We start from the raw sequence: 19,102 nt of genomic DNA, 5'->3' as shown, positions 1-19,102 counted from the left end.
AAAAGCGGTATATCCGGCCGAAGACCGGGCTGTCCGCAGGGGAGATTTGATGGCTGACCTGCCCTTTGTCGATGCCCATATCCATCTGTGGGACTTGCACCATATCCGCTACGACTGGCTCAGTCCGCCCTTCTCGGACTATGGCCCCAATGGCAGCGTCGAATCCATCGCGCATGATTATGGCATCGCCCACTATCGCGCCGACCTCGCCCGCTGGAACGTCGTAGGCGCCGTCCATGTCGATGCCGGCGCCGCTGCGGACAGCGCGTTGCGCGAAACCCAGTGGCTGGATGGCCTTGGCCAGATCGAAGGCCTCCCCACCGGCCTCGTCGCCTTTGCCGCGCTGAACGACCCCGATGTAGACGCGCTGCTGGCCGCGCAGGCCGCCCATCCCCGCGTCAAGGGGATCCGCCACATCGTCAACTGGCATCCCGATCCAAAGCGCACCTATGGCCCGGTCGACCTGACCGTCGATCCGATATGGCAGGCGGGCTATGCGCTTCTCGCCAAACATGGCCTCTCCTTCGACCTGCAATGCTATCCGGGGCAAATGCCGGGCCTTGCCGCGCTGATCGAACGCCATCCCGACATTCCGGTCATCATCAACCATATGGGCATGCCGGTCCTGACCGACGCCGATGGCCTTGATGACTGGCGCCGGGGCATGAAGGCGCTCGCCGCGCTCCCCCATGTGGCGGTGAAACTGTCCGGCATGGGCTTCATCCGCCGCGACTGGAGCCTCGATCACGTAGGCGGCCTCGTCCGCGAAACCATCGACCTGTTCGGCATCGACCGCTGCGCCTTCGCCAGCGACACCCCGACCGACAAGCTGTTCGGCCCGATCGACCGCTATATGGAGGCCTATCACGCCATCGTCGCGGATTTCCCGGAAGCCGACCGCCGCGCCCTCTTCGCCGGCAACGCCAATCGCCTCTATCGTCTGGGACTGGACCTATGATCGGAAATCCCCTGCTCGGCGTCCTCTTCCACTGGCTGGGCGGCTTCGCCTCGGCCAGCTTCTATGTCCCCTTTCGCGGCGTCAAACGCTGGAATTGGGAGATTTTCTGGATCACTGGCGGCCTTTTCTCCTGGGTCGTCGCCCCCTGGTTCTTCGCCTCTGTCCAGACCAATGACCTGATGGGCGTGATGGCTCAGGTGCCGTCCTCGGTCGTCGGCTGGTGCATCTTCTTCGGCATACTCTGGGGCTTTGGCGGCCTCACTTATGGCCTGACGATGCGCTATCTCGGCCTCTCGCTCGGCATGGCGGTGGTGCTGGGCCTTTGCACCGTCTTCGGAACCCTGATCCCGCCCATCTTCGACGGCAGTTTCATGACGGAAATCGCCGGCACGCTGCATGGCCAGATCGTCCTCCTCGGCCTCGCTGTCACGGTGCTGGGCATCGTCGTCGTCGCCCGCGCCGGCGCCCGCAAGGATGAAGCCCTGTCCTCAACACAAAAGGCTGCCGCCGTCGCCGAATTCGATTTCAGGAAGGGCATCGCCGTCGCCATCTTCTCCGGCATCATGTCCAGCTGCTTCGCCTTCGGGCTGGCGGCGGGGGAACCGGTCAAGGCGCTGTCTGCCGCCGCGGGCACCGGCCCGCTCTGGACCGGCCTGCCCACGCTGTGCCTCGTCATGTTCGGCGGCCTCATCACCAATGCGCTCTGGTGCGGCTGGCTGATTATGAAGAACAAATCCGCCGGCCAGTGGTTCGGCGCCCCCGACGCATCGGGTCAGCGCCCCAAGCTGCTCCCCAATTTCCTGCTCTGCGCGCTCGCCGGCACCGCCTGGTATTTCCAATTCTTCTTCTACACCATGGGCGAAAGCCAGATGGGCCGCTTCGGCTTTTCCAGCTGGACGCTGCACATGGCCTCGATCATCATATTCGGCACATTATGGGGCTTCGCCTTCCGTGAGTGGAAGGACGCCGCCCCCGCTATCCGCCGCATGGTATGGAGCGGGGTTGGCCTGCTGATCCTGGCCACCATCATCATCGGCTACGGCAACCGGCTCGCCTGATGCTGGGGGCTGATCTGGTCTGGCCGCTGCACGGTGCGGCAACGGGCGCCTTCACGCTGGCGGATGAAGCGGCGGTACCTGAACAGGCCCCCGAAAAGGCCGTCGTGACCGCCGTCGATCGCCCGGTCCTGCTCGGCTATGCGCCCGAAACGCCCAATGGCCGCGCGATGCTGATCCTGGGCGGTGGCGGCTATACCGCGCTGATGGCGGGGCGGGAGGGGGTGCAGGTCGCGCGCTGGCTGACCACGCTCGGCTATCACGCCTTCGTTCTCATCCACCGTTTCCCGCATGCAGGCACCAGCCCCTCCGCGCCGCTGGATGACGCACTGGCGGCGATGCGGATGATCCGCGCCATCGCCCTCGCGCCGAACGGACTGGGCGTGGTCGGCTTGTCCTCGGGCGGTCATCTCGCCGCCTGCCTGATCGCCGACTATCCGGCCGAATGGGGTAAGGCGGCCCCACAACGGCCCGACATACTTGTGATCGGCTACGCCCCCATCTCCACCAATGCGAAGGGGCGCACGATCATCGCGGACAAGCCGCCCTTGCCACCGCTGGAGAAACAGGCGCTCTACGACGCGCTTCAGCCCGACGCGCAGCTTTTGCCCGACCCACCCCCGACCTTCATCGTCTATGCCGGCAATGATCCGGTCGTGCCGGTCGCCAACGCCCACCGCCTGCACGACGCGCTCAGGGCAGCGGGCGCTAGTCCGGAACTCCATATCTTCGCCGACGCCCCGCACGGCTTCGCGCTCGATACGCCGGACCTGCCGGTATCGCTCTGGCCCCGCCTGTGCGAAGCCTGGCTGCGGCAGATGGGGTTTCTTTAGGCCAAAAAATGCCCGGCCCTCAATGCCGCGCCGGCACCGCATCCGACTGGCGACGGATCAGCTGATAATCCAGCTTCACCTTGCCGATCACCCCGTCCGCGCCCTCATCCTGGCTGCGGAACCGCATCGCCAGCAGGCCGATCGCCTCCCGGCTCATGTCGCGGATCGGCTGGCGAATGGTTGTCAGCGCCGGCCAGATCGCGCTGGCCAGCGGCGTATCGTCGAACCCGCAAATACTGATCTCGGCCGGCACATTGACCTTGCGTTGATGCGCCACCGTGATCGCGGCGGCCGCCATATCGTCGTTGCAGGCGAAGATCGCCGTCGGCCGCTCGTCCAGCGCCATCAACCGCTCCGCCGCATCCAGCCCCGACCGGTAACTGAAATCCCCCGGCACGATCAGCGCCTCGTCCAGGTCCAGCGCATGATGCACCAGCGCATCCTTATAGCCCTGCAATCGCCGCGCGCTCGACCGGTGGCGCGGATTGCCCTCGATAAAGCCGATCCTCTTATGCCCCAGTTCGATCAGGTGCCGGGTCAGGTCATAGGCGGCATGGCGGTCGTCGGTGCTGACGCTCAGCATATCGGGCACATCCTGGTCGGTGGCGATGGCCACGATGGCGATGTCGCGCGCGCGCAGCCCTTCGACCAGTTCCGCCCAGTCGCACAGCGGCGGCGGCAGGATCACGCCCGCGACATGGGCCTGCGCCACCTGCTCGACGATTTCGGCGGCAAAGGCGCCCGGCGCGCATTGCTCGACCACCAGATGCAGGTGACGCTGCGGCGCCTCGCTCATCGCGCCGAGCAGCAATTCGCCCAGATAGGCGGACGTGGTCGAATGGCTGTGGAGCAGCGCCACGCGCCGGTCCGCGCTCCCCGCCAGCGCGCGCGCCGATGCGTTGGGAACATAGCCCAGCGCCTTGACCGCCAGGTCCACCGCCCGCCTCGCCTTGGCGCTGACCAGCGCCTTGCCGTTGACCGCGCGTGATGCGGTCATGATCGACACGCCCGCATGGGCGGCGACTTCCTTGATCGTGGGCGGTTTCTTCTTCGGCTCGCTCTTCTGCATCGGCCATGCCTAGCCGCTTTTACAGCGGGTTAAAATCATGGGATGGGATTAGATCGTCGATGATCTGTCCTATCCGCGATCGCCCATGATAGAATGCCGGAAACAGGGACGCGCGATTGATAGATTATGTCCAACTGCGATTCTAATATTTCAACCTTGGCGGGAACTGTGCGAAGTTAAGCGCCGCCCGTTCCTTTGCCGGCCGCCCACCGACAAGAAAAAGGCCCGCCGGTCGCGGGGACCGGCGGGCCTTCTTCATGCCTCGATCGAACGATCAATATTGGATGGTGACAGTCACCGCGCGGCGATTCTGCGCCCAGCTGGCTTCGTCCGACCCCAGCGCCGCCGGCCGTTCCTTGCCATAGCTGACGGTGGTCAGCCGGCCCGGATCGATCCCCAGCGAGGCGAGATAGTTCTTGGCCGCATTGGCGCGGCGCTCGCCCAGCGCGATATTATAATCGCGGGTGCCGCGTTCGTCGGCATGCCCCTCGATCGTCACGCGCACCGACGGATTCTGGCGCAGCCAGGCCGCCTGACTCTGCAAGGTCGCCTGATCCTCGGCATCGACATCATATTGGTCCAGGCCAAAGAAGATGCGGTCGGCCGCGACCGACGCCAGGAAATCTTCCTGGCTGCCCTTGACCGGGCCACCCGAACCGACCGGGCCGGTGGGGGCCGTCGTGCCGCCGGTGCCGCCGGGGGCGGGGGGCAGTTCGGCCGGCGGCTTCTTCGAACAGGCTGCCAATGCGATGATGGCGGTGGCCATCACCAAGGTCCGGGACAGTTTCATGGGTGTCTCCTTCGATATTTTTTTATGCCGCCCGCTAAGACGTCATCAGGGTCCGTGAAGTTCGTTACGCTGTCAAGACGACTAGGTTCCCCATGAACATCGCCGCCTGAACGCAGGATTACGGCAGCAACGGTCCCCAGGCCGGGTCGGATCCGCTGAGCGGCGTCGGAATCCGGCGCTCGTTCACCCCCGTCAGATCGACCTGCCACACCTGGCTGCTGCCCTGCTTGCCGGGCGTCGTGCGGAAAAATTGCAGCACGCGGCCGTTGGGCGACCAGGTCGGCTGCTCGTCCTGCCAGCCATTGGTCAGGATGCGCTCATTGTCGCCGCTCGGCGTCATCACCGCGACCTTGAAGTCGCCCGACAGCTTGGTGAACGCGATCAGGTCGCCGCGCGGCGACCATTCGGGCGTCGCATAGCGGCCGCCGCCATGGCTGATCCGGCGCTGGTTGGAACCGTCTGCGTTCATGACATAGATTTGCTGCCCGCCAGACCGGTCGCTTTCGAACACGATCTGGCTGCCGTCGGGCGAATAGCTGCCGCCCACGTCGATGCCCGGCGATGTGGTCAGCCGGACTGGCGTGCCGCCATTGGCCGACACGCGATAGATGTCGGTATTGCCGGCCACCGCCATCGAAAACAGGATATTGCGGCCATCGGGGGACCAGCGCGGCGCGAAGGTCGCGTTGCTGCTTTCCGTCACCAGCTTCTGCTGCCCGGCGCCGATGTCGTAGATGAACAGCCGTACCCGGCTGCCCAGATAGCTGACATAGAGGATCGATTTGTAATCGGGCGAGAAGCGCGGCGTCAGCGCCATCGACTGGCCGTTGGTGATGAAGCGATGGTTGGCGCCGTCGCTATCCATGATGGCCAGCCGCTTGACGCGATTCCCCTTGGGACCGCTCTCGGCGATATAGGCGATGCGGCTGTCGAAGAAGGGGCTTTCGCCCGACAGGCGGGCATAGATGGCGTCGGCGCATTTATGCGCGGCCCGGCGCCAGTCGCGAGGTGCGACGACATAGCCCTGCCGCGTCAATTCCTGCTTCAGCGCCACATCGTACAGGTAGCAGCCCACGGTGATGTCCGCCTCGCCGCCGGTCGTGCGCACGAAGCCCTGCACCAGCGCCTGATAGGCGCCCCATTTGGCATAGACCGGGTTCGTCACCTCGGGAAAGGCGAGCGCTGGCAGGCCGCCCGGCCCGGAAGGATCGAACAGGCCGGAGCCTTTCAGGTCGGACGCGATCACTTCGGCGATCTTGCGGCCCAGTTCGCTGGCCGTACCGGCGGGCGTGGCCACATCCTGCTGCGCGGGCAGGGATGGCACGGCGACCTTGACATTGCTGTCGATCTCGCCGGTCACATCGACCGACAGCTGTGCCATGGCGGGCGCAGACAATATGGCGGTCAGCGCGACGGTGGCCATCGCCAGGCGGCGTAAAATGCTGGTCTTCATCGGTTCAGCCTCGCGTCAAAGCGGAGTGGCCGGAGCCATTTCCATTGGTCGTAAAATTCGGGTGGCATGTTGCGGAAGGGGGATGCCAGCTTCACCGCCTGGATCGCCCGTTCCGCATGCAGCTTGGCTTGCGGTCGGTTGCTGGCGGTCACGCCCTGCTGGTCGATGACTTCGGGCGTGCCGATAACCGCGCCGCTCTTGTCCAGCCGTACTTCCAGCAGCGTCACCAGCTGATCGGCATCCGCGCCCGAAGGCGGGCGCCAGTGCGGCTTCAACTGACGGCGCAATTCCGCGTCCAGCGCCGACTTCTGCGCCGGCCCCATGGCGGCGGCGGGCGGCGGCGCGGGCGTGCGCGGCGCATCCTCCTTGCTGTCGATGCCTTTGAGGAAATCCTTGCCCAACAACGATCCCTTGGGCTTGTCGGCCTTGCCGGCGCCAGCAGCCTTGGCCGGCGCGTCGCTCTTGCCCTTGGCATCGCTCTTCGCCTTGGACGGTGCGGCGGCGGTCGCCTTGGGCTTTTCAAGCGCAGGCTTCGCCTTGGCGGCGGGCTTTTCCGGGGCCGGCTTCGCCTTGGGCGCGGGTTTTTCCGGCGCCGGCTTGGGCTTGGCCGGTGTCTTGGCGACCTCTTTCTTGGGCGGCGCGGGCTTGGGGGCGGGTTTCGGCACCTCCTTCACCACTGGCTTGGGCGGCGTCGGCTTGGGCAGGGGCTTGGGCACCGGCTTGGGTTCGGGCGGCGCAGGCGTTGGTTCGGGCGCCGGGGCCGGCTCGGGCGCCGGCTTGGCGTCCTCGGTCGGTCCCTGCTCCGGCGCGACGCTGGGGGGCGGGGGCTGGGTCGAAATCTGCGGCGCGGTCGATTGCAGCGCGACCTCGTCCACCAGGCTGATGTCCATCGGCGGGGACTTCAGCTTCAACGGGTTGGGGGTGGACAGGAAACCGGCAGACAGCAGCCCGAACAGCAGGACATGTCCTGCCGTCGCGACGCCAAGGCCGATCTTTTCCGTACGCTCCATATTGCTGACCTATGGCCCCTATTCTGAACTGCCGCTGTCCGAACCGGCGCTATCCGCACCGCCGGCATCGGTGCTGACCAGCGATACCTTGTTCAGGCCGGCGCGGTTAAGCTCACCCATCACCCGCATCACCCGGCCATAATCCAGCGCCGTGTCGGCGCGCAGGAAGATTTGCGGCGGTTCGGGCTGGCCGGCATGGGCCGATGCGATCTCGGCCAGCCGATCGGGCAGGTCTGCGTCGCCGATCTGGTCGTCGTTGATGAACAGGCCGCCGTCGCGGTCGATCGACACGATCGTCGGCTTGGCGTCCGCATCCAGCCCCTTGGCCCGCGTTTCCGGCAGGTTCACCGGCACGCCCGTCACCAGCAGCGGCGCGGTCACCATGAAGATGATCAGCAACACCAGCATGACGTCGACCAGCGGCGTCACGTTGATGTCGGCCATCGGCGCACGCCCGCGTCCGCGCCGGGCGGAAGGAGGACCGGACATCGCCATCAGCGCGCTCCCTTGTTTGCAGCGATGCCCAAGGTCATCGCTGCGCCTCCAGTTCACGGCTCAACGTCGCATAGAAGCTGTCGGCAAAACGGGTCAGCCCCGCTTCCAGCCGGTTGATGCCATGGCTGAACCGGTTGTAGGCGATCAGTGCCGGGATCGCCGCGAACAGGCCGATGGCGGTCGCGAACAGCGCTTCCGCAATGCCCGGCGCCACGACGGCCAGCGAACTATTCTGCTCCGCCGCGATGCTGGTGAAGGCGCGCATGATGCCCCACACCGTGCCGAACAGGCCGATGAACGGCGCGGCCGACGCGACCGTCGCCAAAATGTTCAGCCGATCCGACAGCCGATCCACTTCCGACGCGATCGTGCTCGACATGGATGTCGCCAGCCGGTCGCGCGTGCCGTCGCGGTCGATCACCTTCTGCGCGGTGGAGCGGCGCCATTCGGTGACGCCTGCCGCCATCACCTTGGCCGCCGGAAATTCCGTCTTGCCGCGCGATTCATAAAAGCGGTCGATATCCTCCGCCTTCCAGAAATCCGCCTCGAACTTGCGGCTTTCCTTGCTCGCCTTGCGCAGGCTGAAGCTGAAGCTGATGATGATCGCCCAAGTCCAGATGCTGGCCAGCAACAGGCCCAGCATCACGCCTTTCACGACGATGTCGGCCTGAAGGAACAGGGCCAGCGGGGAAATGGTCGCGGCGTCGGTAATGGCGCCGGCAGGCAGGTTGAGCGTCATGGGTGAAGGTCTTCCCCTTGCAACAGGCGGGTGAAAATGTCGGTCCAGGCCTTGGGCTGGCGCTGCGGGCGACCCTGCGGCGTCAGCCAGGCGACGGAAATGCTGGCGTTCGTCAACTCTTCCGCGCCGCACCTGACTGACTGATGAATGACACAGCTGGCGGCGCGCACCGCCGTCACATGGCTCACCACCATCAGGTCGTCGTCCAGCCGGGCGGGGCGGCGATATTTGATCTGAAGGTCGGTGACGGCATAGACGCCGGCACCCCCTTCATGATTGGCGCGCTGGTCGATGCCCGCGACGCGCAGCATGTCGGACCGGGCGCGCTCCATATAGCGCAGATAATTGGCGTGGTAGACGAGGCCCGACAGGTCGGTATCCTCGAAATAGACGCGCACGGGGAAATGATGCACGGCGGCAATGAAGCGTCCGGTGGCCGGCGCAGGCATCATTTCGGAAACAGACATGCCGGGCTTTTAACCATGGCCGCCGCGCAGCGCAAAGCCGGAAATAGCGGCCTTATGCAATCCGTCCGCCATGATGGCACATTCCATCGCCCGATGTAATGTGCGGTAGCCCAGATGCGGCAGTGCAGCTAAAGACGTATGCAGTCATAATGGAGAGACAGGCATGACGGATATTCGGACGGTAGGCGTGATCGGCGCGGGTCAGATGGGCGCTGGCATCGCGCAGGTCGCGGCACAGGCGGGCTATGACGTCATACTGTCGGACATCGACCTGCCCCGCGCGGAAAAGGGGCTGGCCGGCATCGCCAAGCTGCTGACCCGCGCCGTGGAAAAGGAAAAGATCAGCCAGACCGACGCCGACGCCGCGCTCGCCCGCATCACGCCGGCCGGCGACATCGCGCCGCTGGCCGGCGCGCAACTGGTGATCGAGGCCGCGACCGAGCGGGAAGAGGTGAAGCGCGCCATCTTCGCCAATGTCGGCAAGATACTGGCTCCGGACGCCATCCTCGCCACCAACACCTCGTCCATCCCCATCACCCGGCTGGCGCAGGCCGCGCCGGATGCCGGCCGCTTCGTCGGCGTCCATTTCTTCAACCCCGTGCCGGTGATGGTGCTGGTAGAGGTCATTCGCGGCCTCGCCACTTCGCCCGAGACGGTCGCCGCTGTGGAGGGTTTCGCCGCAAAGATCGGCAAGACCACGGTCCACGCCTTCGACGCGCCGGGCTTCGTGGTGAACCGCATCCTGCTGCCGATGCTCAATGAAGCCGTGTTCGTATTGGGCGAAGGCGTGGGTAGCGTCACCGACATCGATCAGGCCTGCAAACTGGGCCTCAATCACCCGATGGGGCCGCTGACCCTGCTCGATTTCGTCGGCCTCGACACCGCGCTCGAAATCCTCAACGTCTTCCTCACCACCACCGGCGACCCCAAATATCGCCCGGCGCCGCTGCTGGTCAAATATGTCGAGGCCGGCTGGTACGGCCGCAAGACCGGCAAGGGCTTCTACGACTATTCGGGTCCGGAGCCTGTGCCTACGCGCTAACCCCCGTCTTTACGCTCGTCATTCCCGCGAAGGCGGGAATCCATCTCCGGCCCTCCCGCCATCATGTGACGTTGAGAGATGGGTTCCCGCGTTGACCTACGGTCGCCCTTCGGGTCGCGGCGATGACGGCGTTTTTTGGCGCTTCGCTGTTCTTCAGCCCGCGCTCAACCCATGTTTCTTCATACAATGGCGCAACTGGTCGTAGGTCAGCCCCAGCCCCTTGGCCGTCGCCCGCTGATTATAGCGGAACCGGTCCAGCGCAGCGCGGATGATGGCCGCCTCATGCCCATCCACCGCCGCACGCAGGTCGGTCACATCCTCAAATGCGATGGGCAGCGCAGCGATGGCCGCCGGGGCAGGGGCCTCGCCCGCCGGTGCCGCACTGGCCCTCGGCATCATCGGCTTGGGCTTCCAGGGTGAAGCGAAGGGATCGAAGGTGATGCGGCTGATCGGCCGCCCAGGCTCGTCCCAGCGATAGACGGCGCGCTCCACCACATTGCGCAATTCGCGCACATTGCCCGGCCAGCCATAGCCTTCCAGTTCGGCCGCGCAGGCGGCGGTAAAGCCCGGCCATTGCGGCCAGTCCCGCTCGGCCGCCATGCGCCGCCCGAAATGGTCCGCCAATACGCTGATATCCCCCTCCCGCGCGCGCAGCGGGGGCAAAGTGATGACCTCGAAACTCAGCCGGTCGAGCAAATCGGGCCGAAACCGCCCGGCTTCGGCGGCGGCGGGCAGGTCCTCATTGGTCGCCGCGACGATGCGCACGTCCACCTGCACCGCGCGCGACGCGCCGATCCGCGTGACCTCGCCATATTCCACGACGCGCAGCAGCCGTTCCTGCGCCGCCATCGACAGCGTGCCCAGTTCGTCCAGGAACAATGTCCCGCCATCGGCATCCTCGAACCGGCCGGGCCGCGCCTTGGTCGCGCCGGTGAAGGCGCCCTGTTCATGGCCGAACAATTCCGCCTCGATCAGTGTCTCGGGCAAGGCCGCGCAGTTCATGACGATCAGCGGCTCGCCCCAGCGCGGCGACAGGTGATGCAGCCGCTCGGCGATCAGCTCCTTGCCGGTACCGCGTTCGCCGATCACCAGCACCGGCCGATTGAGTTCGGCCGCGCGGCCCGCCTGCTCGACCGCGTCGAGAAAGGCGAAGCTCTGGCCGACAAACTGCGTATTTTTCTCCATGCGCCAACTTATGGTGAAATTTCCCACTCCTTGGCAAGTGGCCTATTGCGTCCCTCATGCCAAAAACCGTTCAAAGTCGCACAAATCCGCCATTTTTTTGAAATTGGCACGGCCTCTGCAAAGCTGGGGACAATCCGCAATCAATCGCGGAACCTATGAAGGCCAAGTTTCAGGGAGTATGACCATGACCAACCAGAGCAACAGCGTTCGCGAAATCGGCCAGCTGATGTCGGTCGCCATTGCCGCCGTGCTGTTCGGATCCACCATGATCCTTTCGGCGGTCGGCCCGGCCCGCGCCAGCGAAGTCACTATTCTCGCGACGCAACAGACCCCCGCGACCCTGCGCTATCTGGCGTAAGGCCGCACACCCGGCCGGGGCGGGACTTGCCCCCTCTCGCCCGCCCCGGCACTTGAACCAAATACGACCAGGAGTGACGTTAAAATGGGTATTTTCTCCCGCACCCGCGACATCATCGCTGCCAATGTGACCGACCTTCTCGACAAGGCGGAAGACCCCGCGAAGATGATCCGCATGATCATCCTCGAAATGGAGGAAACGCTGGTGGAAGTCCGCGCCTCGGCTGCGCGCACCATCGCCGACCAGAAGGAAATGCGCCGCCACATCGCCAAGCTGAACGGCTTGCAGGACAGCTGGACCGAAAAGGCGCAGCTTGCCCTGTCGAAGGATCGCGAAGACCTGGCCAAGGCCGCTTTGGTCGAACGCCAGAAGGCCGCCGACATGGCCGATCATCTCAATCATGAGATCGAGACGCTGGACGAAGCGCTGCGCGCCTCGGAAGAGGATATCGCCAAGTTGCAGGGCAAGCTGCGCGAAGCCCGCGCCCGCCAGAACAGCCTGGTCACTCGCATGCAGAGCGCCGAAAACCGCCTGCGCGTCCGCGAAGCCTATGCCGGCGAAAAGGTCAACGACGCCTTTGCCCGCTTCGACATGCTGGAACGCCGCGTGGACATGGCCGAAGGCCGCGCCGACGCGATGAGCCTTGGCGCGCAGCCCAAGACGCTGGAAGAAGAGATTGCGGAATTGAAGTCGGCCGACAAAGTCGATGCCGATCTCGCCGCGCTCAAGGCCAGCATGAACAGGGAAGGCTGATCCGATGGAAGAGGTTTTCCTGCCCGTCATCGTCTGCGGCATGCTGTTCATCGGCATGCCCTGGCTGATCTTCCACTATGTCACCAAGTGGAAGCAGGCGCCCAAGATCACCGACGAGGATGAGAAGCTGCTGGACGACCTCCACCTTCTCGCCCGTCGTCTCGAAGAACGGCTCCAGACGGTCGAACGGATCGTCGCGGCCGACAATCCCGAATTTCGCCCGCAACGCCCATCGAGTGACGATGGCTTCGATTTCGACCGGAGGAGCTGACATGACCGCCCGCCGCACCAAATTCTATCTCGACAAGGCCAATGGCAAATGGATGGGCGTATGCTCCGGCATCGCCGACTATAGCGGGATCGACGTGACTTGGGTTCGCGTCGGGGCGGTGCTCGTCACCCTGATGGGCGCTTTCCCCTGGACCCTGATCGCCTATGTCGTGGTCGCCTATTTCGCCGAAAACAAGCCGAGCGGCCTCTATGCGGACCGCGATGACGAGAAATTCTGGCAGGGGGTGCGCACCAACCCGACGCGCTCCACCCGCGACGTCCGGTCCAAATTCCGCGACATCGACCGCCGCCTGGCCGACATCGAAATCTATTATACCAGCCGCAACACCCGCCTCGCCGACGAGATCGACAGCCTGCGCTGAACCGTCGGTCGGGATGTATAACAGGGAGACACAGTCATGAATTTCGGTGGTCCCTTCTTCGTCCTCGCCATCATCGCCATGTCGACGCTGGGCTGGATGTTCACCACCTGGGTCCGTGCCCGCCACGGCTATCCGGTGGAAAATGAGTGGACTGGCACCGTTCATCGAACGGAACCTGACGCCGGTCGAAAAATCGACCTTTTATCAAGCGAAAACGAAAAGCTGGTTGGCCGCATCAGCCGTCTCGAAGAGCGCATCGCGGTGCTGGAGAGGATCGCCACCGATCCCGCCACCCGCACCGCGCGCGACATCGACGCACTGCGCTGACCGACCAGGCAAGGGGAGTAATCATCATGTTTCCATTCGAAGCCTTTGCGCCCGTGGCGGTCATCGTCGGATCGCTCGCGGTCGGCGGCTGGATCTTCACCACATGGCTGCGCATCAAGAACGGCTACCCGCTGGAAAATAGCTGGGGCAAGGCGGTCTATCCGCAGAAGAATGAGGAAATGGTCGAGCGTATCAAGCTGCTGAGCCAGGAAAATGCCCAGCTGCGCGCGGAGATCGGATCGATGAAGGATCGCCTGATCGTGGTCGAACGCATCGTCACCGACAGCAGCCACCAGCTCAATCGCGAGATCGAACAGCTGCGCGGCCCCGCCAACTGATCGCACGACATCATCAAGGGACAAGACAGATGATCGACAATCCTTTTTCCATGGTCGTCCTTATCGTGGCGATCATCGCAATCTCGCGGGTGTTGCAGGCCAAATATGGCGTCGTGCGCCACGGCAAGGGCGAAACGCTGATCCAGCGCGGCCCCGACCCGGAAACGGAACGGCTGCGCGCGGAAGTGAAGGCGCTCAAGGATCGCGTCGCCGTGCTGGAACGGCTGGCGACGGATGGCTCCTCCGCGCTGGAGCGGGAATTCGAAAAACTCCGGGACCGCGACTGATTGTCGGTTGACCGGGCAGGGAGGCTTATATGCAAGACCCCTATCTCTACATCACCCTGGCGGCGGCCAGCCTGGCCGGCCTTTCCATCCTCACGGCCGCCGGTCTGCGCGGCTGGAACGGCTGGCTGGAGCTGAAGCGCGCCGAACTGATCCGCTACAGCCAGAGCGAAGACAGCGGTCCCCCCACCGCCGCTGCCCGGATCGAGGTCGCCGACCTCAAGGAACGCATCCGCAAGCTGGAAGCGATCGCGGCGGGCGTGGATCTGTAAGCAGCACCCCATCCGCCCGGGCTGAGCGATGCCCTCTACCGAGCGGAGCTTTTATACTGCTGCGTTCCCCGGCGTAGGCCGGGGTCCAGTCCCACGCTCTGAACTGGACCCCGGCCTACGCCGGGGAACATTACATGATTTGGCTTTATGGCGTTCTCATATCGGCTCCCGCACACGCTGACGGCCGGCGGATGGTAAAAAGGGCGCGGTGACTGCTCACCACGCCCTTTATCTTGTCCGTCGATAACCGGGTCAGCCGCGCAGGCTACCGCCCAGCTTCTGCGCAGCCTTGACCACCGCAGCGCTGATCGCTTCCAGCTCTTCCTGGCTGAAACTCTTCTCGCCCGGCTGCAACGTCACCTCGATGGCGAGCGACTTGAAGCCGTCTTCCACGCCCGGCCCGACGAAGACGTCGAACAGGCGCACGTCGACGATGCTCTTCTTGTCCGCGCCCTTCACGCCGCGCACCAGCGCATCGGCCTCGACCGTGTCCGGCACCACGAAGGCGAAGTCGCGCTTCACCGCCTGCAAGGCCGGCGGGGCATAGGGCGCGCGCATGAAGCCGCTCTTGCGCTTGCCCGGAATGGCGTCGAGGAAGATTTCGCCCGCGACTACGGTGCCCGTCAGCCCGAACTGCTTGGCAAGGCTGGGATGCAGCACGCCATATTCGGCCAGCACTGCCTTAGGCCCCAGCCGCAACGTACCCGACTGACCCGGATGATAAGCGGCGGACGCTTCCCCGAAATTCTGGAGGTTGCCCACCGGCGCACCGGCGGCGGCCAGCAGCGCGATCACTTCACCCTTGGCATCGAACGCATCGAACGCCTGCGCTTTGCCCGACTGCCAACCGCGCGCGGTCTTTTCACCCGCCAGCACGAAGCCGACGGTCGCCCGCTCGCCCTGCTTGAAATAGCGACGGCCCAGCTCGAACAGCCGCACGCTCGTCGCGCTGCGATCGACATTGCGCTTCGTCGCCGACAACAGGCCGGGCAGCAGCGAAGGCCGCATGACCTTCAGATCCTCGGAGATCGGATTGGCCAGCGTCCAGTCACCCCCACCTACGGCAGCGGCTTCCTTTTCGGAAATGAAAGACCAGTTGATCGCTTCGGCCAGCCCGCGCGCAGCCGCCGTGCGGCGCACGCGACGCTCGACCAGTTGCTCGGGCGTGGCGGTCGGGCGAGCGACGCCCGGCACGCGCGGCAACGGGGTGGAAGGCACATGGTCCAGGCCCACGATGCGCACCACTTCCTCGACGATATCGGGCCAGCCATCGACGTCGCGGCGCCAGGTCGGAACCGTGATGGTACAGCTGGCCGGCACGCTGACGGGCATGCCGTCCTGATATTCGAGGCCGCCACCGGTGGCGCTGACGACAAAGCCCAGGCTTTCCAGGATGCGCTGCTGCTCGTCGGCCGGCACATCCACTCCGGCCAGCGCCAGGCACTGGTCGGGGCTGTAGGCGACGGTCTTGGGCGTAGCAGGCGGGGTGCCGGCGCGGGTCGCCTCGCTCGGGCTTCCACCGCACAGCTTCACCACCAGATCGGTCGCGATCGACAGGCCATCGTCCAGAAACGCCGGATCGACGCCACGCTCGAACCGCCCACGCGCGTCGGACGTCAGCGTCAGCTTCTGCCCCGTCACCGCGATCCGCTCCGGCGTGAAATAGGCGCATTCGATCAGCACGTCGGTCGTGCCGTCCTGCGCGCCCGAATGTTCGCCGCCCATGATGCCGCCAATGTCGTGCACCGCTTCATCGTCGGCGATGACCGTCATCGTCTCGTCGACGGTATAGGTCTTGCCATTGAGCGCCAGCACCTGCTCGCCGGCCTTGCCCTTGCGCGCGACCAGCCCGCCCTTCAGACTCGCCATGTCATAGACATGCAGCGGCCGGCCGAGGTCGATCATGATATAATTGGTGATGTCGACCAAAGTGCTGATCGGCTTCTGTCCGATCGCCTTCAACCGCTTGGCCATCCATTCGGGCGACGCGCCATTGCGCACGCCGCGCACGGTGCGCGCGAAGAAGGCCGGGCACCCGTCCACATCGTCCGTCCGCACATCCGGCCCCGGACCTGCGCCCTCGATCACCGGCACGATGATGGCGTTCAACGTGCCGAGGCCCGCCGCCGCCAGATCGCGCGCGATGCCGCGGACACCCATGCAATCCTGCCGGTTGGGCGTGATGGAAACATCGATGACCGGATCGTTCAACCCCGCCCAGTCGGCATAGACCTGCCCCACCGGCGCATCCGCCGCCAGTTCGATGATGCCGTCATGATCCTCGCCCAGCTCCAGTTCGCGGAAGCTGCACATCATGCCGTTGGATTCGACGCCACGGATCGCGGTCTTCTTCAGCACCATGCCGTTGACCGGCACCACCGCGCCCTCGACCCCGAACACGCCGATCAGGCCCGCGCGCGCATTGGGCGCGCCGCACACGACCTGCAACGGATTGCCGTCGCCATGATCGACGCTCAGTATCTGCAACTTGTCGGCCTGCGGATGCCTCTCGGCGGTCAGCACCTTGGCGATCTTGAACGCGCCCAGCTTGTCCGCCGGGTTCTCGACGCCCTCGACCTCCAGCCCGATGGCGTTCAGCGTCTTGAGGATCGTCGTCAGGTCGGCATCGGTCTTCAGATGCGTCTTGAGCCAGCTCAGGGTGAACTTCATGCGCCGACTCCTCCGCTCAGCGTGGGCACATCCAGCGCCGAGAATCCATAATGTTTCAGCCAGCGCAGATCGCCGTCGAAGAAGGCGCGCAGGTCGTTCATCCCATATTTCAGCATGGCAAGCCGATCGACCCCGGTGCCGAAGGCAAAGCCCTGCCACTCGTCGGGATCAAGCCCGCACGCCTCGATCACGCGGCGATTGACCATGCCGCTGCCCAGCACTTCCAGCCAGCCGCCACCGGCCGCATCGCCGTCGCCGCCGATCACGCGCTGGCCATTGGTCAGCGTGTAGCCGACATCGACCTCGACCGACGGTTCGGTGAAGGGGAAATAGCTGGGGCGCAGGCGCAGGACGATATCCTCGCGCTCGAAAAACGCCTTCAGGAAGGTTTCCAGCGTCCATTTCAGGTGACCGAGCGTAATGCCCTTGTCGATCACCAGCCCCTCGATCTGGTGGAACATCGGCGTGTGCGTGGCGTCGCTGTCGCTGCGATAGACGCGGCCCGGCGCGATGATGCGGATCGGCGGCGGCGTCCCGTTCATCATCGTGCGGATCTGCACCGGCGACGTATGGGTGCGCAGCAGCATCCGCTTCTGCCCTTCTTCGTCCGGGAAGTAGAAAGTGTCGTGCATCGCGCGCGCCGGGTGCGTCTCGGGAATGTTGAGCGCGGTGAAATTATGCCAGTCGTCCTCGATCTCCGGCCCGGTGGCGACCGAAAAGCCCAGGTCCGCGAAAATCTCGGCCAGTTCGTCCATCACCTGACTGACGGCATGAACGCTGCCCTGCGCACCCAGATCGGCCGGCAGGGTCATGTCGACCCTCTCCGACGCCAGCTTCGCGTCGAGCGCAGCCTGCTCCAGCGCGGCCTTCTTGTCGGTCAGAGCGGCAGTCACGCTCTCGCGCAAATCCTGGATCGGCGGGCCTTTTTCCATCCGCTCGTCCGGCGACATGCCGCCCAGCGTCTTGAGCAGGCCGGTCACGACCCCGCTCTTGCCCAACGCCCCAACCCGCAGCGCCTCCAGCGCGTCGAGCGTGCCGGCGGCGGCGATGTCGGCGATCAGGCCGGCTTTCAATGCGCTAATTTCGGTCATAATTTTCAAACCTTCGTCATTCCCGCGAAAGCGGGTTCGACCGAGGCACGTGACTCGGTCAAACATCTCCTGACCTGCCGGTCATTCGCTACGTACAGAGGACAAAGGCTCAAAGCCAAAGCCCAGCGCCAGATCGTCCCAATCGGGATTGCCGGCTTCGATCAGCTCAATCTTCCACTGCCTGTTCCATTTCTTGATCCGCTTTTCCCGCAGGATGGCGCTGTCCATGCTGTCATGCGGTTCGAACCAGACCAGGCGCTTGACGCCGTAGTCTTTCGTGAAGCCTTCGATCAAGCCGTTTCGATGCTCATAGAGGCGCTTTATGAGGTCGGCGGTGACGCCCGTATAGAGCGTGCCATTGCGACGGCTCGCGAGGATGTACACGGTTGGACTGATCTCGCGCTTCATCGCAACCTCGGGAGATAGGTTCCCGCTTGCGCGGGAATGACGACGTTGGCGATATTAAGCCCGCGCCCCCAGCAACGCCCCGCCAAAACCGATGAACATCAACCCCGTGCCGCGGTTGAACAGCTTCTGCCGGTTGGCCGGCGCCAGCCAGCGGGCCAGCCGCAGGCCGCCCAGCGCATAGACGCTATACCAGAAGCTCTCGATCACCACGAAACTGACGATCAGGATCGCAAGCTGCAACCAGAAGGGACGCGCCAGATCGATGAACTGCGGGAAAAGGGCTGCGGCAAAGATGATCAGCTTGGGATTGGCCAGCCCGGTCAACAAACCGGAGCCATAAAGCGCGCGGGCCGAACGGGCATGGGTCGCCTGCGCCTCGCCACCGCCGACGGGCGCGCACCATGCCTTGATCCCCAGCCACACCAGATAGGCGACGCCGGCATAGCGCAGCACGTCGAACAGACGCGGCGACGCCTTCAGCAACGCGCCAAGGCCCAGCGCGGAGGCGACCAGGCACAGCAGCACCGCGCTCATCAGCCCCGCCATCGTGGCCAGCGCCTTGCGCGGGCCATGGGCGATGCTCTGCGTCATCACATGCAGCATGTTGGGCCCCGGCGTGGCCGAAATCAGGAAAACCGCCGTAACGTACAACCACCAGAGATGCAGCGACATGGGATGGTTCCTCGGTGCTGAGGCTCAACCAATCTCCGTTCGCCCTGTTCAAGCGAGCCACCTGTCTCGCTTGAATGTCGAAGGGCGCGTGCCTGCCTCGAAAGGCGCAGCACGAACGAAGGGCGAGTAAAAACAAAAAGGGCACCGAAGCATCTGCCCCGGCGCCCTTTTTAAGACGAT

The 19,102-nt window shown here is 64.8% G+C and carries 24 protein-coding genes; 12 read left to right on the top strand and 12 right to left on the bottom strand.

Annotated features, from left to right (window positions below; all coding sequences use genetic code 11):
* Positions 1–49 precede the first annotated feature (49 nt).
* From F4U95_RS15760 to F4U95_RS15750, 3 genes are read left to right on the top strand one after another with little or no spacing between them, the layout of a single operon-like run.
* The gene (locus F4U95_RS15760) at positions 50–958 is read left to right on the top strand and encodes an amidohydrolase family protein (protein ID WP_150426325.1); all 909 of its coding nucleotides are present in this window, start codon (positions 50–52) and stop codon (positions 956–958) included.
* Positions 955–2,016 (top strand): L-rhamnose/proton symporter RhaT, encoded by a 1,062-nt coding sequence (gene rhaT, locus F4U95_RS15755; protein ID WP_150426324.1) that lies wholly within the window; start codon positions 955–957, stop codon positions 2,014–2,016. The genes F4U95_RS15760 and rhaT overlap by 4 nt, the downstream gene beginning before the upstream one ends.
* Complete coding sequence (locus F4U95_RS15750; RefSeq protein WP_150426323.1) at positions 2,016–2,846, top strand: alpha/beta hydrolase; 831 nt, start codon at positions 2,016–2,018, stop codon at positions 2,844–2,846. Before rhaT ends, F4U95_RS15750 begins: the two co-directional genes overlap by 1 nt.
* Before the next feature lie 19 nt (positions 2,847–2,865).
* On the opposite strand, the gene F4U95_RS15745 is transcribed toward F4U95_RS15750, so the two are convergent.
* The 7 genes from F4U95_RS15745 to F4U95_RS15715 all read right to left on the bottom strand — a co-directional run bounded on the left by F4U95_RS15745 (position 2,866) and on the right by F4U95_RS15715 (position 8,869).
* Positions 2,866–3,915 (bottom strand): LacI family DNA-binding transcriptional regulator, encoded by a 1,050-nt coding sequence (locus tag F4U95_RS15745; RefSeq protein WP_120251289.1) that lies wholly within the window; start codon positions 3,913–3,915, stop codon positions 2,866–2,868.
* Positions 3,916–4,189: 274 nt separating this feature from the next.
* Positions 4,190–4,705 (bottom strand): peptidoglycan-associated lipoprotein Pal, encoded by a 516-nt coding sequence (pal, locus tag F4U95_RS15740; RefSeq protein WP_120251288.1) that lies wholly within the window; start codon positions 4,703–4,705, stop codon positions 4,190–4,192.
* 118 nt (positions 4,706–4,823) lie between these two features.
* A complete protein-coding gene (tolB, locus tag F4U95_RS15735; protein ID WP_150426322.1) occupies positions 4,824–6,158 on the bottom strand; it encodes a Tol-Pal system beta propeller repeat protein TolB in 1,335 nt (444 codons plus the stop codon).
* Positions 6,155–7,168: a cell envelope biogenesis protein TolA gene (locus F4U95_RS15730; RefSeq protein ID WP_150426321.1), complete on the bottom strand. Its 1,014-nt coding sequence runs from the start codon at positions 7,166–7,168 to the stop codon at positions 6,155–6,157. Before F4U95_RS15730 ends, tolB begins: the two co-directional genes overlap by 4 nt.
* Positions 7,169–7,186: 18 nt before the next feature.
* Positions 7,187–7,663, bottom strand: coding sequence for an ExbD/TolR family protein (locus tag F4U95_RS15725; protein WP_120251285.1), 477 nt, complete (start codon positions 7,661–7,663; stop codon positions 7,187–7,189).
* A 34-nt stretch (positions 7,664–7,697) separates the two neighbouring features.
* Positions 7,698–8,402 (bottom strand): protein TolQ, encoded by a 705-nt coding sequence (gene tolQ / locus F4U95_RS15720; protein ID WP_150426320.1) that lies wholly within the window; start codon positions 8,400–8,402, stop codon positions 7,698–7,700.
* On the bottom strand, positions 8,399–8,869 hold the full coding sequence (locus F4U95_RS15715) for a YbgC/FadM family acyl-CoA thioesterase (protein WP_120251283.1): 471 nt from the start codon (positions 8,867–8,869) through the stop codon (positions 8,399–8,401). Before F4U95_RS15715 ends, tolQ begins: the two co-directional genes overlap by 4 nt.
* Before the next feature lie 163 nt (positions 8,870–9,032).
* Here F4U95_RS15715 and F4U95_RS15710 point away from each other — a divergent pair, with 163 nt between their 5' ends.
* On the top strand, positions 9,033–9,911 hold the full coding sequence (locus F4U95_RS15710; protein ID WP_150426319.1) for a 3-hydroxybutyryl-CoA dehydrogenase: 879 nt from the start codon (positions 9,033–9,035) through the stop codon (positions 9,909–9,911).
* Positions 9,912–10,064: 153 nt separating this feature from the next.
* On the opposite strand, the gene pspF is transcribed toward F4U95_RS15710, so the two are convergent.
* Positions 10,065–11,096: a phage shock protein operon transcriptional activator gene (gene pspF, locus F4U95_RS15705; protein WP_150426318.1), complete on the bottom strand. Its 1,032-nt coding sequence runs from the start codon at positions 11,094–11,096 to the stop codon at positions 10,065–10,067.
* Positions 11,097–11,280: 184 nt separating this feature from the next.
* Here pspF and F4U95_RS24810 point away from each other — a divergent pair, with 184 nt between their 5' ends.
* The 8 genes from F4U95_RS24810 to F4U95_RS15670 all read left to right on the top strand — a co-directional run bounded on the left by F4U95_RS24810 (position 11,281) and on the right by F4U95_RS15670 (position 14,081).
* Positions 11,281–11,454 carry a hypothetical protein gene (locus F4U95_RS24810; protein WP_170267498.1) on the top strand — a complete coding sequence of 58 codons (174 nt, stop codon included), beginning with the start codon at positions 11,281–11,283 and terminating at the stop codon, positions 11,452–11,454.
* Positions 11,455–11,538: 84 nt separating this feature from the next.
* Positions 11,539–12,207, top strand: a complete 669-nt coding sequence (pspA, locus tag F4U95_RS15700; RefSeq protein ID WP_120251279.1) for a phage shock protein PspA — start codon at positions 11,539–11,541, stop codon at positions 12,205–12,207.
* Between the two features lie 4 nt (positions 12,208–12,211).
* Complete coding sequence (pspB, locus tag F4U95_RS15695; RefSeq protein WP_120251278.1) at positions 12,212–12,478, top strand: envelope stress response membrane protein PspB; 267 nt, start codon at positions 12,212–12,214, stop codon at positions 12,476–12,478.
* A 1-nt stretch (position 12,479) separates the two neighbouring features.
* Positions 12,480–12,860, top strand: coding sequence for an envelope stress response membrane protein PspC (pspC, locus tag F4U95_RS15690; RefSeq protein ID WP_120251277.1), 381 nt, complete (start codon positions 12,480–12,482; stop codon positions 12,858–12,860).
* Positions 12,861–12,896: 36 nt separating this feature from the next.
* Entirely contained in the window at positions 12,897–13,187 is a 291-nt protein-coding gene (locus F4U95_RS15685; RefSeq protein ID WP_120251276.1) for a hypothetical protein, read from the top strand.
* Positions 13,188–13,213: 26 nt separating this feature from the next.
* Complete coding sequence (locus tag F4U95_RS15680) at positions 13,214–13,525, top strand: hypothetical protein (RefSeq protein WP_120251275.1); 312 nt, start codon at positions 13,214–13,216, stop codon at positions 13,523–13,525.
* A gap of 29 nt (positions 13,526–13,554) precedes the next feature.
* A complete protein-coding gene (locus F4U95_RS15675) occupies positions 13,555–13,812 on the top strand; it encodes a hypothetical protein (protein ID WP_120251274.1) in 258 nt (85 codons plus the stop codon).
* Between the two features lie 29 nt (positions 13,813–13,841).
* On the top strand, positions 13,842–14,081 hold the full coding sequence (locus tag F4U95_RS15670) for a hypothetical protein (RefSeq protein ID WP_150426317.1): 240 nt from the start codon (positions 13,842–13,844) through the stop codon (positions 14,079–14,081).
* Positions 14,082–14,333: 252 nt separating this feature from the next.
* Here the strand turns inward: F4U95_RS15670 and pheT are convergent, their stop codons facing one another.
* The 4 genes from pheT to F4U95_RS15650 all read right to left on the bottom strand — a co-directional run bounded on the left by pheT (position 14,334) and on the right by F4U95_RS15650 (position 18,922).
* On the bottom strand, positions 14,334–16,751 hold the full coding sequence (pheT, locus tag F4U95_RS15665) for a phenylalanine--tRNA ligase subunit beta (RefSeq protein ID WP_150426316.1): 2,418 nt from the start codon (positions 16,749–16,751) through the stop codon (positions 14,334–14,336).
* Positions 16,748–17,842 carry a phenylalanine--tRNA ligase subunit alpha gene (gene pheS / locus F4U95_RS15660; protein ID WP_150426315.1) on the bottom strand — a complete coding sequence of 365 codons (1,095 nt, stop codon included), beginning with the start codon at positions 17,840–17,842 and terminating at the stop codon, positions 16,748–16,750. Before pheS ends, pheT begins: the two co-directional genes overlap by 4 nt.
* An 81-nt stretch (positions 17,843–17,923) precedes the next feature.
* On the bottom strand, positions 17,924–18,250 hold the full coding sequence (locus tag F4U95_RS15655; RefSeq protein ID WP_150426314.1) for a GIY-YIG nuclease family protein: 327 nt from the start codon (positions 18,248–18,250) through the stop codon (positions 17,924–17,926).
* Positions 18,251–18,304: 54 nt separating this feature from the next.
* The gene (locus F4U95_RS15650) at positions 18,305–18,922 is read right to left on the bottom strand and encodes a LysE family translocator (RefSeq protein ID WP_150426313.1); all 618 of its coding nucleotides are present in this window, start codon (positions 18,920–18,922) and stop codon (positions 18,305–18,307) included.
* Between the last annotated feature and the right edge of the window lie 180 nt (positions 18,923–19,102).

This window comes from Sphingobium limneticum, from assembly GCF_008710165.1.
Lineage (GTDB): Bacteria > Pseudomonadota > Alphaproteobacteria > Sphingomonadales > Sphingomonadaceae > Sphingobium > Sphingobium limneticum.
Note: the sequence above shows the minus strand (reverse complement) of the source record. Positions and strands in the feature narration are given on the sequence as shown.

What these genes read in the sequence shown, in the direction of transcription:
- F4U95_RS15760 (WP_150426325.1), top strand. Translation starts at nt 50, where the DNA reads ATGGCTGACCTGCCCTTTGTCGATGCCCATATCCATCTGTGGGACTTG.
- rhaT (WP_150426324.1), top strand. Translation starts at nt 955, where the DNA reads ATGATCGGAAATCCCCTGCTCGGCGTCCTCTTCCACTGGCTGGGCGGC.
- F4U95_RS15750 (WP_150426323.1), top strand. Translation starts at nt 2,016, where the DNA reads ATGCTGGGGGCTGATCTGGTCTGGCCGCTGCACGGTGCGGCAACGGGC.
- F4U95_RS15745 (WP_120251289.1), bottom strand. Translation starts at nt 3,915, where the DNA reads ATGCAGAAGAGCGAGCCGAAGAAGAAACCGCCCACGATCAAGGAAGTC.
- pal (WP_120251288.1), bottom strand. Translation starts at nt 4,705, where the DNA reads ATGAAACTGTCCCGGACCTTGGTGATGGCCACCGCCATCATCGCATTG.
- tolB (WP_150426322.1), bottom strand. Translation starts at nt 6,158, where the DNA reads ATGAAGACCAGCATTTTACGCCGCCTGGCGATGGCCACCGTCGCGCTG.
- F4U95_RS15730 (WP_150426321.1), bottom strand. Translation starts at nt 7,168, where the DNA reads ATGGAGCGTACGGAAAAGATCGGCCTTGGCGTCGCGACGGCAGGACAT.
- F4U95_RS15725 (WP_120251285.1), bottom strand. Translation starts at nt 7,663, where the DNA reads ATGGCGATGTCCGGTCCTCCTTCCGCCCGGCGCGGACGCGGGCGTGCG.
- tolQ (WP_150426320.1), bottom strand. Translation starts at nt 8,402, where the DNA reads ATGACGCTCAACCTGCCTGCCGGCGCCATTACCGACGCCGCGACCATT.
- F4U95_RS15715 (WP_120251283.1), bottom strand. Translation starts at nt 8,869, where the DNA reads ATGTCTGTTTCCGAAATGATGCCTGCGCCGGCCACCGGACGCTTCATT.
- F4U95_RS15710 (WP_150426319.1), top strand. Translation starts at nt 9,033, where the DNA reads ATGACGGATATTCGGACGGTAGGCGTGATCGGCGCGGGTCAGATGGGC.
- pspF (WP_150426318.1), bottom strand. Translation starts at nt 11,096, where the DNA reads ATGGAGAAAAATACGCAGTTTGTCGGCCAGAGCTTCGCCTTTCTCGAC.
- F4U95_RS24810 (WP_170267498.1), top strand. Translation starts at nt 11,281, where the DNA reads ATGACCAACCAGAGCAACAGCGTTCGCGAAATCGGCCAGCTGATGTCG.
- pspA (WP_120251279.1), top strand. Translation starts at nt 11,539, where the DNA reads ATGGGTATTTTCTCCCGCACCCGCGACATCATCGCTGCCAATGTGACC.
- pspB (WP_120251278.1), top strand. Translation starts at nt 12,212, where the DNA reads ATGGAAGAGGTTTTCCTGCCCGTCATCGTCTGCGGCATGCTGTTCATC.
- pspC (WP_120251277.1), top strand. Translation starts at nt 12,480, where the DNA reads ATGACCGCCCGCCGCACCAAATTCTATCTCGACAAGGCCAATGGCAAA.
- F4U95_RS15685 (WP_120251276.1), top strand. Translation starts at nt 12,897, where the DNA reads ATGAATTTCGGTGGTCCCTTCTTCGTCCTCGCCATCATCGCCATGTCG.
- F4U95_RS15680 (WP_120251275.1), top strand. Translation starts at nt 13,214, where the DNA reads ATGTTTCCATTCGAAGCCTTTGCGCCCGTGGCGGTCATCGTCGGATCG.
- F4U95_RS15675 (WP_120251274.1), top strand. Translation starts at nt 13,555, where the DNA reads ATGATCGACAATCCTTTTTCCATGGTCGTCCTTATCGTGGCGATCATC.
- F4U95_RS15670 (WP_150426317.1), top strand. Translation starts at nt 13,842, where the DNA reads ATGCAAGACCCCTATCTCTACATCACCCTGGCGGCGGCCAGCCTGGCC.
- pheT (WP_150426316.1), bottom strand. Translation starts at nt 16,751, where the DNA reads ATGAAGTTCACCCTGAGCTGGCTCAAGACGCATCTGAAGACCGATGCC.
- pheS (WP_150426315.1), bottom strand. Translation starts at nt 17,842, where the DNA reads ATGACCGAAATTAGCGCATTGAAAGCCGGCCTGATCGCCGACATCGCC.
- F4U95_RS15655 (WP_150426314.1), bottom strand. Translation starts at nt 18,250, where the DNA reads ATGAAGCGCGAGATCAGTCCAACCGTGTACATCCTCGCGAGCCGTCGC.
- F4U95_RS15650 (WP_150426313.1), bottom strand. Translation starts at nt 18,922, where the DNA reads ATGTCGCTGCATCTCTGGTGGTTGTACGTTACGGCGGTTTTCCTGATT.